At 63.6% G+C, this 14,038-nt stretch carries 4 protein-coding genes; all 4 read left to right on the forward strand.

Going from position 1 to position 14,038, the window contains the following annotated elements; genetic code table 11:
- Nucleotides 1-2: 2 nt before the first annotated feature.
- Genes AC0V8S_RS11525 through AC0V8S_RS11540 form a run of 4 tightly spaced genes read left to right on the forward strand, consistent with a single transcriptional unit; the run spans nt 3 to nt 14,035 of the window.
- Nucleotides 3-4,112, forward strand: a complete 4,110-nt coding sequence (locus tag AC0V8S_RS11525; RefSeq protein ID WP_475437739.1) for a beta strand repeat-containing protein — start codon at nt 3-5, stop codon at nt 4,110-4,112.
- A 17-nt stretch (nt 4,113-4,129) separates the two neighbouring features.
- Entirely contained in the window at nt 4,130-5,446 is a 1,317-nt protein-coding gene (locus tag AC0V8S_RS11530) for an MBG domain-containing protein (protein ID WP_475437740.1), read from the forward strand.
- A gap of 23 nt (nt 5,447-5,469) precedes the next feature.
- On the forward strand, nt 5,470-7,626 hold the full coding sequence (locus AC0V8S_RS11535; RefSeq protein WP_475437741.1) for an MBG domain-containing protein: 2,157 nt from the start codon (nt 5,470-5,472) through the stop codon (nt 7,624-7,626).
- Between the two features lie 16 nt (nt 7,627-7,642).
- Entirely contained in the window at nt 7,643-14,035 is a 6,393-nt protein-coding gene (locus AC0V8S_RS11540; RefSeq protein WP_475437742.1) for an MBG domain-containing protein, read from the forward strand.
- Nucleotides 14,036-14,038: the final 3 nt, after the last annotated feature.

Below are 14,038 nucleotides of genomic sequence, written 5' to 3' on the forward strand. Positions count from 1 at the left end.
GCATGCGAAGCCACTCACCACACCGCGTCAATCGCACCAGCCCGCCGTTGATGGCGCTGCTGCTGACGTCGACGGCGTTGATCGGCTTCACCTCGGCGCGGGCGCAGGAACTGCCAACGGGCGGCAGCGTTGCGTCGGGCGGCGTCATCATCTCGAACCCGTCATCCTCGCAACTAAGCATCAAGCAGTCGACCAACTCGGCCATCGTCAACTGGCAAAGTTTTTCGATCGGTGCGGGCGCTACCGTCAACATCGACCAGCCGACATCGTCCTCGACGATGCTCAACCGCGTCACCGGCGGCACCAAATCGACGATATCCGGTCAGCTCAACGCCAATGGCCAGGTCTTCCTCGTCAACCCCAACGGCATCGCCATCTCCAAGACCGGCAAGGTGAGTGCAGCCGGCTTCGTCGCGTCTTCGCTCGACATCAGCGACGAGGATTTTAAGGCCGGAAATCTCAAATTCGAGGGCAATGGAGCCTCAAGCACGGTTTCGAACCAGGGCTCGATCAGCATCGGCCGTGGCGGCTATGCGGCCCTGATCGGCGGCAGCGTCGACAATGCCGGCTCGATCAGCGTGCCGCTGGGCAAGGTTGGGCTCGGCTCGGGCGAGAGGGCGACGCTCGATCTTTCCGGCGACGGCTTCTTGCAAGTTTCCGTGCCCACCAAGGCGGATGGCAGCAACGCGCTGGTCAGCAATTCCGGTACTATCAGTGCGGATGGCGGGACGGTCGAGCTCAAAGCGGCGGCGGTGCGCGATGCGGCGCGCCAGGCGGTCAACATGTCGGGCGTTGTCGAGGCACGCACCGTGTCAGGCCAGTCCGGCGCCATCGTGCTTGGTGGTGATGAGGGATCCGTCGAGATTACAGGCACGCTCGACGCCTCGGCCAAGGCCGGCGGCAAAGGCGGCAAGGTCACGGTCACCGGCCGCAAGGTGAAGCTCAAGGCAGCCAAGGTCGATGCTTCGGGCAAGGATGGCGGCGGTACCATCAAGATCGGCGGCGACAAGCAGGGCTCCGGCACGCTGCAACGCGCATCGACGACGGACGTCGATGCCAATACAACGATCAACGCCAGCGCGACCGGCACCGGCGATGGCGGCACTGTCATCGTCTGGTCGGACGAGCAGACCAAGTTCGCCGGCAATATCTCGGCACAAGGTGGGGCTGACGGCGGCAATGGTGGCTTTGCCGAAGTCTCCGGCAAGCAGCGCCTCGACTTCACCGGCTCCGTCGACCTGCGTGCCCGCTTCGGCGACACCGGCGATCTTCTGCTCGACCCCTACAACGTGACCATCTCCAATGCCGCCGGCAATACCGGCGGCAGCATGACCGCCAACACCAATGACAGCGTCATCAATGTCACCACGCTGCAGAACCAACTGGCGCTGGCCAACGTCACCATATCGACGGGCAGCGGCGGTTCGCAGGCCGGCGACATCACCATCGCCGCGCCGATCGCCTGGAGCGCCAACACGCTGACGCTCAGCGCCTATCATTCGATCGTCTTCAACGCGAACGCCACGATCGGGGGCGTCGGTGGCCTGTCGCTGGTCACCAACAATGGCGGCACTGGCGGCACGATCTCCTATGCGCTCGGCGCCTCGGCGACATTCACCGGCACGCAAGGCGCGCAGGCGCTGTCGGTCAATGGCCAGAGCTACACACTGATCTACGATGTCAACGGGTTGCAGGCGATCAACAGTGGCCTGACCGGCCGCTATGCGCTGGCGAAGAACATCGATGCCAGCGCCACGTCCAGTTGGAACAGCGGCCTCGGCTTCATATCGCTGGGCACCGACGGCAACAGCAATATTCAGAACAGCGGCAACGGTTTCACCGGGACCTTCGACGGCCTTGGCCACGCCGTCGATGGGCTGTCGGTGACGCAGTCCGCCGCCCAATATGTCGGCCTGTTCGGCTATGTCGGCGCGGGCGGCTTTGTCCAGAATGTCGGCGTCACCAATGTGACGGTCCGAGGATTTAAGACACTTGGTGGGATCGTGGGCTTCAATGCCGGCACGGTGACCCAAAGCTATTCGACCGGCCAGCTGTTCACGACGCAGTACGGTTCCAGTTCGGGCGGCCTGATCGGCGAAAATGATGGCGCACTGTCCGACAGCTTCTCGACGGTCGTCGTCAACGCGCGCGACACCAATACCGCGGGCGGCGCGGTGGGCTACAACTATTTCGGAACCATCGATCGCGTCTACGCCATGGGTGCCGTCGATGTCGGCAGTGGCGGCGCCGCCGTCGGCGGCCTCGTCGGATCGAATTATGGCTATTCGTTTGTCGGCAGTGGCGGCAGGATAACCGACAGCTATTCGACCGGTGCGGTCAGCGGCGGATGGCTTGTCGGCGCGTTTATCGGCAACAATCTTTATGATGGCACAGTCACAGGCGCGTATGACACATCGACATCCGGCCCCTATAACACCTCATCCACCGCCAAGCCCGCGATCGGCGGCGGCACCACCGGCGGGTCGGTCAATGTCGTCGGCCTGTCGACCTCCAGCCTCCAGAATGGCGGCGCGAGCGGTCTCAGCGCCGCCTATGGCGGCGGCACCGGTGGCCTCTATCCCTATCTGAAAAGCTTCTATCCGAATGGCGCCCAGGCGATCTCCGGAATTGCCTACAAGGATGGCGGCAACACACCGCTGATTTCCGGCACCGGCCAGCCCTATTACACAAAGAATCCCGGACTTGTGTCTGTCGTTTCCGTCGGCGTGAAGCTCGGCACTGTCTCAACTGGCGTCAACGGCTACTACTACCTCGTTCTGCCGACGGGCACCGTCCCGAACGCGGTGCTTGCCTACACGGTTGCCGACGCAGACTCGGGCGCCAGGAACGGCGTGACGTTCCGGACCGGCCTGTCCGGCGGCAATGTCTCGAACCTCAATGTCTATGGCGACTGGCGCCTCGACGAGGCGGACGGCTCGATCGCTTCGCTGTCGGCGCTGAACAGCGCCTATGCTTCCACGGCAGGATCGACCTCTGTCAGCAGCCTGTCCTTTGCCAACCGCCAGATCGAAACCGCGGCGACCACCTTCGCCCTCAATCAGGCACTCTCGGTCGGCACCGGCACCCTGGCGCTGTCATCGGACGGCTCGGTGACCCAAGGCGCGACCGGCAACGCCATCACAGCCGGCTCCCTATGGCTCGGCGGCACCGGCTCGTTCGCGGTCAATGGCGCCGGCAACCAGATCGGCACCGTCGCCGGCAATATCGGTTCGGTCGATCTGCGCGACGGTGCAAGCCTGACGGTCGCGAGCGCCTCCAGCGCCCGCGGCGTCAGCACGAGCGGGTTCAATGCCACAGGTTCCATCAAGCTGCAGACAACGGGCGACCTGACCATCGCGGCGAACGCGACGGTCAGTGGCACCAGTCCGGTGCTGGCCGCTGGCGGCCTGTTCATCAACAACCGGGGCAGCGACGCCGTCACCGCCACCAGCGGACGCTGGCTGGTCTATGCGGCGAACCCGACCGGCAACACATTCGGCAATCTGGACAGCGGCAACACGGCGATCTGGAACACGACGGCCGGCGCAGCGGTGAGCGCGGCCGGCAATCGCTACGTCTTTGCCTATCAGCCGACACTGACCTTCACGTCCAACAATGCGACGAAGACCTATGGCGACACTGCCCTGCCGCCGCTGACCTATTCGGTGGCGGGCTACCAGGCGGGCGTGATCGGTGCCTATCTCGGCGATGCCGCCACGACGACCTTCAGCGGCGGCCCAAGCGTGACGTCCGTGAACCCGCCCAGCAACACGCAAGTAGGCGCTGGATCCTACGCAATCACCGTCAGCGCCGGCAACCTCGCGGCGTTGAGCGGCTATGGCTTCGCCTACAACAGCGCGGGCCTTCTCACCATCGGCAAGCGCGCGGTGACGGTGACGGTGACGCCGGGCCAGGGAAAGATCTATGGCGATGCCAATCCCTCGTCCTATGGCTACACCGTCTCTGACCTCGGCGCCGGTGTGGCTTTGGCCGGCAGCCTCACTCGTGCGGCCGGGAACAATGCCGGGACGTATGCCATCAACCAGGGCAGCGTCACCAACGCCAACAATTCGAACTACGACATCACCTACGTCGGGGCAATTTCACCATAGCCCAGCGGGCGATCACCGTGACTGCCGCCGGCAAGAGCCGCACATACGGAAGCAGCAATCCGGCGCTCACCTATCAGCTCACATCAGGCAGTCTTGTCGGCAGCGACAGCCTGACAGGCGCGCTGACAACATCGGCGACAACAACGTCCAACGTCGGCAGCTACGCCATCACGCAAGGCACACTCAACAACAATAATTACGCGATCACCTATGTCGGCGCCAATCTGTCGGTGACGCCACGCGCGATCACAGTGACAGCCGATGCCAAGACCCGCATCTATGGCGATGCCAACCCCGCGCTGACCTATCACCTTACATCAGGCAGTTACGTCAACGGCGACAGCCTGAGCGGTGCGCTGGCGACGACAGCGACGACGGCATCATCTGTCGGCAGCTACGCCATCACGCAAGGCACACTCGCCAACAGCAACTATGCGATCACCTATGTCGGTGCCAACCTGTCGGTGACGAAACGCGCCATCACGGTGACGGCCGATGCCCGGACCCGTGCCTATGGCGACGCCAATCCGGCGCTGACCTATCAGCTGACATCAGGTAACTTCGTCAATGGCGACAGCCTCGGTGGATCGCTCGCAACAACAGCGACGACGGCATCTGGCGTCGGCAGTTACGCCATCACGCAGGGCACGCTCGCCAACAGCAACTATGCGATCACTTATGTCGGCGGCAATCTGGCGGTGACGCAGCGCGCCATCACGGTGACGGCCGATGCCAAGAGCCGTGCATATGGCGACGGCAATCCGGTACTGACCTACCAGCTGACTTCGGGCAATTTCGTCAATGGCGACAACCTTAGCGGTTCGCTCGCAACAACCGCGACGACGGCATCCGGTGTCGGCAGTTACGCCATCACGCAGGGCACGCTTGCCAACAGCAACTATGCAATCAGCTATGTCGGCAGCAATCTGGCGGTGACACCGCGCGCCATCACGGTGACGGCCGATGCCAAGAGCCGCAGCTATGGCGACGGCAATCCGGCACTGACCTATCAACTGGCCTCGGGAAATTTCGTCAATGGCGACAGCCTTACCGGCGCGCTGGCGACAACGGCGACGACGGCATCTGGTGTCGGCAGTTACGGCATCACCCAGGGCACGCTCGCCAACAGCAATTACGCAATCAACTACGTTAGCGCGAACCTTTCCGTGACGCCGCGCGCGGTCACGGTCACGGCCAATGCGGGGCAGAGCAAGATCTATGGGGACAGCGATCCGCTGTCCTACGGCTATACAGTATCCGATCTCGGCGGTGGTACAGCGCTGGTCGGTGTTCTCGACCGGGCAGCCGGCGAGATGTCGGCACCTACGCGATAGGGCAGGGAACGCTGACCAATGCCTTGAACTCGAACTACGACATCACCTATGTCGGCGCCGGCTTCAGCATCGGCAAGCGGTCAGTCACCGTCACGGCCAATGCTGGCCAGGACAAGACCTACGGCGACGCGGACCCGACCCTCGGCTACACGGTTTCCGATCTCGGCACTGGCGCGGCACTGGTCGGCGCACTGGACCGGGCGACGGGTGAGGATGTCGGCACCTACGCCATTGGGCAAGGGACGCTGACCGGTGCGAACAATGCGAATTACGACATCAGCTATGTTGGTAGCAATTTCAGCATCGGCAAGCGGGCGATAACGGTCACGGCCACTGCCGGACAGCACAAGGCCTACGGCAATGCCGATCCGTCGTCCTATCTCTACACCACCTCCGACCTTGGCAGCGGCACGGCCCTCGTCGGCACGCTTGATCGCGTGGCGGGCGAAAGCGTCGGCGCCTATGCGATCGGCCAAGGCACGCTGACCAACGCCAACAATTCCAACTACGACATCAGCTATGTCGGTTCGGATTTCACCATCGGCAAACGCGCGATCACGGTGACGGCCAATGCGGGGCAGGGCAAGACCTATGGCGACAGCGATCCGCTCTATTATGGCTACACCGTTTCGGATCTCGGCAATGGCGTCGACCTGGTTGGTTCTCTCGAGCGTGTCGCCGGCGAAAACGCCGGTACCTACGCCATAGGCCAAGGCACTCTGGCGAGTTCGAATGCCGACTACGACATCACCTATGTCGGCGCCGACTTCACCATCGCCAAGCGCGCCGTGACGGTCACCGCCAATGCCGGCCAAGGCAAGATTTACGGCGACGCCGATCCGTTGGCCTATGGCTACACCCACTCGGATCTCGGCAACGGCGTCGACCTGGTCGGCGCGCTTGATCGCGTCGCCGGCGAGAATGTCGGCCGTTATTCGATTGGGCAGGGCACGCTGATCAACGCGGACAATTCGAATTACGACATCACCTATGTCGGCACCGATTTCAGCATCGCCAAGCGGGCCGTGACGGTCACAGCCAATGCCGGGCAGGGCAAGATTTATGGCGATGCCGATCCGTCGTCCTATGGCTACAATCATTCCGATCTCGGCAATGGCGCGGCTTTGGTTGGTGCTCTCGACCGCGCTTCCGGCGAGAATGTCGGCAACTATGCGATCGGGCGAGGCACGCTCACCGATGCCGCCAATTCGAACTACGACATCACCTATGTCGATGCCGGCTTCAGCATCGGCAAGCGGTCGGTGACGGTGACGGCCGACGCCGGGCAGGGCAAGACCTATGGCGATATCGATCCGTCGTCCTATGGCTACAGCTATTCCGATCTCGGCAATGGCGCGGCTTTGGTTGGTGCTCTCGACCGCGCCTCCGGCGAGAATGTCGGCAATTATTCGATCGGGCGAGGCACGCTCACCGGTGCCGCCAATTCGAACTATGACATCAGCTATGTCGGAGCCGACTTCAGCATCGGCAAGCGATCGGTGACGGTCACGGCGAATGCCGGCCAGGGCAAGACCTACGGCGATACCGATCCATCGTCCTATGGCTACAGTTATTCCTATCTCGGCAATGGCATCGCCCTTGTCGGCGCGCTGGACAGGGCCGCCGGCGAAAATGCCGGCAGCTATGAAATCGGCCAGGGCACGCTGACCAACGCGGCCAACGCGAACTACGACATCACCTATGTCGGCTCGGATTTCACCATCGGCAAACGCGCAATCACGGTCGTGGCGGATGCGCAAAGCCGGCCGCAAGGCATGGCCAACCCGCCGCTCACCTATACGATCGGCGGGCTGGGCCTGGTCGGCAGCGATGCGCTTGCCGGCGCACTCTCGACCGCCGCGACGCCGGCCAGCATACCGGGCAGCTACGCGATCGAGCAGGGGAGCCTCACTGCCTCGGCCAATTACGAGCTGACCTATGTCGGCGCCGATCTGGTTGTCTCGGCGCCCAACACGATCCCGACATCGCAGGCGGCCACCACGGTGGCCTACAATGCCGATGCTTATGGCGCCGGCGCGCCGGCCCCGGTCTTCTTCACCGGCCAGCCGGTGGGTGGCGACACACAGACGCTGGTCGAGGATCCCCGGCTTGGCAGCATCGCCGTCTGCCAGGGCATGGCCGAGACCGCGTCCGTCTGTTCGGTCGCGGCGGTCCAGTAGCGGCACGGGGCGGAACATGCAGCGCCAGACCCTCTTCCCAGGTCGCCTCAATCGCACCAGCGCGCCGCTGATGGCGCTGCTGCTGACGTCGACGGCGTTGGTCGGCTTCACCTCGGCGCGGGCGGTGGAACTGCCAACGGGCGGCAGCGTTGCGTCGGGCGGCGTCATCATCTCGAACCCGTCATCCTCGCAACTGAGCATCAAGCAGTCGACCAATTCGGCCATCGTCAACTGGCAGAGTTTTTCGATCGGTGCGGGCGCTACCGTCAACATCGACCAGCCGACATCGTCCTCGACGATGCTCAACCGCGTCACCGGCGGCACCAGATCGACCATATCAGGCCAGCTCAACGCCAATGGCCAGGTCTTCCTCGTCAATCCCAACGGCATCGCCATCTCCAAGACCGGCAAGGTGAGTGCCGCCGGCTTCGTCGGCTCCTCGCTCGACATCAGCGATGACGACTTCAAGGCCGGCAAGCTGACGTTCCAGGGCAAGGGCGCCTCGGCGGCCGTCTCAAACGAAGGTTCCGTCTCGATCGGCCGTGGCGGCTATGCGGCACTGATTGGCGGCAGCGTCGACAATGCGGGTTCGATCAGCGTGCCGCTGGGCAAGGTTGGCCTGGGTTCTGGCGAGAAGGCGACGCTCGACCTTTCCGGCGACGGCTTTTTGCAGGTCTCCGTGCCGACCAAGGCGGATGGCAGCAACGCGCTGGTCAGCAATTCCGGCTCGATCAGCGCCGATTGCGGGACGGTCGAGCTCAAGGCTGCGGCGGTGCGCGATGCCGCGCGCCAGGCCGTCAACATGTCCGGTGTCATTGAGGCACGCACCGTGTCAGGCCAGTCCGGCGCCATTGTGCTGGGCGGCGGCGACGGCTCGGTCGAAATCTCCGGCAAGCTCGACGCTTCGGCCAAGAGCGGCGGCAAGGGCGGCAAGGTCACGGTCACCGGCCGGAAGGTGAAACTCAAGCATGCCGTCGTCGATGCCTCGGGTAGGGATGGCGGCGGCACCATCAAGATCGGCGGCGACAAGCAGGGCAAGGGGACACTGCAAACCGCTGCCACGACAGAGATCGATGCGGCCACGACGATCAACGCCGACGCCACCGGCACCGGCGATGGCGGCACGGTCGTCGTCTGGTCCGACGAGCAGACCAAGTTCGCCGGCAAGATCTCGGCACAAGGTGGGGCTGATGGCGGCAATGGCGGCTTCACGGAAGTGTCGGGCAAGCAGCGCCTTGACTTCACCGGCTCCGTCGACCTGCGCGCCCGCTTCGGCGACACCGGCGATCTTCTGCTCGACCCCTACAACGTCACCATCTCGAATGGTGCCGACACCGGCGGTTTCACCGCCGGTTCCAATGACAGCGTCATTAATGTCACCACGCTGCAGAACCAGCTGGCGCTGGCCAATGTCACCATCTCGACGGGAAGCGGCGGCTCGCAGGCCGGCGACATCACCATTGCCGCGCCGATCGCCTGGAGCGCCAACACGCTGACGCTCAGCGCCTATCACTCGATCGTCTTCAACGCCGGCGCCACGATCGGCGGCGTCGGTGGTCTGTCGCTGGTCACCAACAATGGCGGCAGCGGCGGCATCATGTCCTACGCGCTCGGCGCGGAGATCACTTTCACGGGCACCCAAGGGGCGCAAGCGCTGTCGATCAACGGGCAGAGCTACACACTGATCTACGACATCAACCAGCTGCAGGCGATCAACAGCGGGCTGAACGGCCGCTATGCGCTCGCCAACGACATCGAGGCCAGTTCCACCTATTCCTGGAACAATTTGATGGGTTTCATAGCCCTTGGCACAGACGGCAACACAAATATCCAGAACGGCGGCAACGGCTTCAACGGCACGTTCGACGGTCTTGGCCACATCATCAACCAGATCTGGGTCAGGCAGATCCCGGCCAATTATGTCGGCCTGTTCGGCTATGTCGGCGGCTCGGGCGTGGTGTGCAATGTCGGCCTGGTCGACAGCTATACAAGCGGCTCGTATGACACCGGCGCCATAGCCGGCTTGAACAAGGGTACGATCTCAGGCGTTTGGGCAAGCGGGTATCTCGAAGGCGTCAGCGGGTCGGGTGGTCTGGTCGGCACAAATCAGGGCACGATCACCCGGTCGTTCTCGACGGTGGCGGTGCAATCGCGCGATTCCAACAACGTCGGTGGCATTGCAGGCTACAACAGCGGCACGATCAGCCAGGTCTATGCCAGCGGCTCGGTTCTCGGCGGCGACAAGACCGGTGGCCTGGTCGGATTGAATCTGGGCTCGCTCAGCGACGGTTATTCGACCGGGGCCGTCAACGGAACGATGGGCGCCACCGGCATCGGCGGCAGCGTGGGCTTTTCCTGGGGCACGGTCACCAATGTCTACTTCGACACCACCACCTCGGGAACGACCACGGGCGTGGGCAGCGGCGGCACGCCCGGTGTCATCAGCACCGGCCTGACCACGGCGCAGTTGCAATCGGGCGGCGCCACGGCCCTCAGCGCGGCTTTCGGCGGCGGGACCGGCGGCCTCTATCCCTATCTGAACAGTTTTTATCCAAACGGCGTCCAGGCCATCTCCGGCATCGCCTACAAGGATAGCGGCGTCACGCCGCTGTCGTCGGGCACGCGCCAACCCTACTATGTGAAGAACCCCGGTTTTGTCACCGGCGTCTCGAACGGCGTCGACATCGGCACCGTCACCACTGGCGTCAACGGCTATTACTACATCGCCGTGCCGACCGGCTGGATCAACGACAGCGTGCTGGCTTACACAGTCCGCGACGCGGATCCGAGCAACAGCTCGGGCGCTCAAAACGGCGTGACGTTCCGGACGGGCCTGTCGGGCGGCAATGTCACCAATCTCAACGTCTACGGCAACTGGCGTCTCGACGAGGCGGACAGCTTGATCACGTCCCTTTCGGCGCTGCAAAACGCGGCTTCTGCGACGGTCGGCTCGACCTATGTCGGCAGCCTCACCTTCGCCAACTGGCAGATCGAAACGGCGGCGACAACCTTCGCGCTCGACCAGGCGATATCGATCGGCGGCGGCACGCTGGCGCTGTCGTCGAACGGCGCGGTCACTCAGACAAACAGCCTGGCGGCAGCATCGCTGTGGCTCGGCGGTACGGGCGATTTCAACCTGACCAATGCCGGCAACCAGATCGGTACGGTTGCCGCCAATGCCGGATCGGTCAACCTCGTCGATCTGGGCGGGCTGACCATCGGCAGCGTCGCCAGCGCGCGGGGCGTGACCACGACCGGCGCCAACACAACAGGGCAGGTCCAGCTGCAGACATCAGGCGACCTGACGATCGCAGCAAGCGCCAAGGTCAGTGGAACCAATCCGGTGCTGGCGGCAGGCGGCAAGTTCATCAACAACCGCGGCAGCGATGCCGTCACCGCGACCAGCGGACGCTGGCTGGTCTACGCGGCAGCACCCACCGGCAACACGTTCGGCAATCTCGACAGCGGCAACACGGCGGTCTGGAATACGGCGACCGGCGCAACGGTGGGCGCGAGCGGCAACCGCTATGTCTTCGCCTACCAGCCGACGCTGACCTTCACCTCCCAAAATGCTTCGAAGGTCTACGGCGACATCGCCATGCCGACATTGACCTACACGGTGTCGGGTTATCAGGCAGGGGTAGCCAACGCCTATCTCGGCGACAGCGCCGCCACCGCCTTCAGCGGCGCGCCGTCGCTCTCACCCCCACTCACGCTTGCCACTCAGCAACTCGGAGCCGGGACTTATACGATTACAATCGATGCCGGCGATCTCGTCGCCCTGACCGGCTACGGGCTCGCTTTCAACAGCGCCGGATTGTTCACCGTCGCCAAGCGGGCAATCGCGGTCACAGCCGATCCCGATCAGCACAAGACCTATGGCGATGACGATCCCGCTTCCTACACCTATGCGGTTTCGGACCTCGGCACTGGCGTCGCCCTGGTCGGCGCGCTCGATCGTGTTGCCGGCGAGAACGCCGGCGCCTATGCCATTGGCCAGGGCACGCTGACCAACGCCAACAATTCGAACTATGACATCAGCTATGTCGACGCCAATTTCACCATCGACAAACGGGCCATCACCGTCACCGTCGATCAGGGTCAGGGCAAGGTCTATGGCGATGCCGATCCGTCGTCCTACACCTATAGCTATGGCAATCTCGGCAGCGGCGAAGCGCTGGTCGGCTCACTCGACCGCGTTGCCGGCGAGGATGTCGGCGCCTATGCCATCGGCCAGGGCACGCTGACGAATGCCGACAATTCGAACTACGACATCACCTTCGTCAGCAAGGATTTCAGCATCGGCAAGCGGGCGGTCACCGTCACGGCCAATTCGGGCCTGGGCAAGATTTACGGCGATGCCGATCCATCGTCCTATGGCTACAGCTACTCAGACCTAGGCACGGGCGTGGCGCTGGTCGGCGCACTCGACCGTGCCTCTGGTGAGATTGTAGGCGCATACGCGATCGGCCAGGGTACGCTGACGAACGCCGACAATTCGAACTATGACATCACCTTCGCCGGCGCGGATTTCAGCATCGGCAAGCGCGCGGTCACCGTCACGGCCAATTCCGGCCAGGGCAAGACCTATGGCAATGCCGATCCGACCCTTGGCTACAGCTATACCGACCTTGGCAGTGGCGCGGCGCTGGTCGGCGCCCTCGATCGCGCTTCGGGCGAGAATGTCGGCACCTACGCGATCAGCCAGGGCTCGCTGACCACCGCAGGCAATTCGAACTACGACATCACCTTTGTCGGTTCGAACTTCAGCATCGGCAAGCGCGCGGTCACCGTCACCGCGACTTCCGGACAAGGCAAGACCTACGGCAATGCCGACCCGTCGTCCTATGCCTACACTTACTCCGACCTTGGCAGCGGTGCGGCCCTTGTCGGTGTGCTCGACCGTGTGTCGGGCGAGAATGTCGGCAGCTATGCCCTTGGACAGGGTTCGCTGACCAACGCCAACAATTCGAATTACGACATCACCTATGTCGGCTCGAACTTCAGCATCGGCAAGCGCGCGGTCACCGTCACGGCCACTGCCGGACAGGGCAAGACCTATGGCAATGCCGATCCGTCATCCTACGGCTACACCTACTCGGACCTTGGCACGGGCGCTGCTCTCGTCGGTGTGCTTGACCGCACCGCCGGCGAGAATGCCAGCACCTATGCGATCGGCCAGGGCACGCTCTCCAATGCCAATAATGCGAATTACGACATCAGCTTCGTCAGCAAGGATTTCACCATTGCCAGGCGGGCGGTCACGGTCACGGCCAATTCCGGCCAGAGCAAGACCTACGGCAACGCCGACCCGTCGTCCTATGGCTACACCTACTCAGATCTCGGCGCGGGCGTGGCGCTCGTCGGAGTGCTTGACCGTGCCGCTGGCGAGAATGTCGGAAACTATGCGATCGGGCAGGGGACGCTGACCAACGCCGCCAACGCGAACTACGATATCAGCTTCGCCAGCGCGGATTTCGCGATCGGCAAACGAGCGGTCACAGTCACGGCCAATGCCGGCCAGGGCAAGACCTACGGCGATACCGACCCATCGCTCGGCTACACCTTCTCCGACCTTGGCAGCGGCGCGGCGCTTGTCGGCGCGCTCGACCGTGGCGCGGGCGAGACCGTCGGCACCTATGCGATCGGGCAAGGCGCGATCACCAATGGCGTCAACACGAACTACGACATCACCTATGTCGGCGCCAATTTCAGCATCGGCAAGCGGGCGGTCACGGTGACCGCCAATTCCGGCCAGGGCAAGCTCTACGGCAATGCCGATCCGGCGCTTGACTACAGCTTCTCCGACCTTGGCAGCGGCACGGCGCTTGTCGGCGCGCTCGATCGCGCTTCGGGTGAGGATGTCGGGATCTATGCGATCGGCCAGGGCACGATCACCAATGCCAACAATTCGAACTACGACATCATCTTTGCCGGCGCCGATTTCACCATCGGCAAGCGGGCGATCACTGTCGTCGCCGACGTGCAAAGCCGGGCGCAGGGAGCGGCCAATCCGCCGCTCACTTACGCGGTCGGCGGGCTCGGACTGGTCGGCAGCGACACGCTCAGCGGCTCGCTCTCGACCGATGCGACCACGGCAAGCGCGCCGGGCCGTTATGCCATCGAACAAGGCAGTCTTGCCGCCTCGACGAATTACGACCTGACCTATGTCGGCGCCGATCTGGAGGTGCGGGCCACTGACGTGGTTCCGTCGGCCGATACCGCCAGCGTTGTTGCCTACAACGCCACCATCCATGGCGGCGGACAGCCTGTCCCGGTTTTCTTCACCGGCCAACCGGCCGCCGGCGAAACACAGGCGCTGGTCGAAGACCCGCGTCTCGAAAGCCCTGCCTTCTGCCAGAACATCGGCGAGATCGCGGCTGTCTGTAGCGCCGGGTCGGTGCAATAGGAG

This window comes from Mesorhizobium oxytropidicola (genome assembly GCF_056174625.1).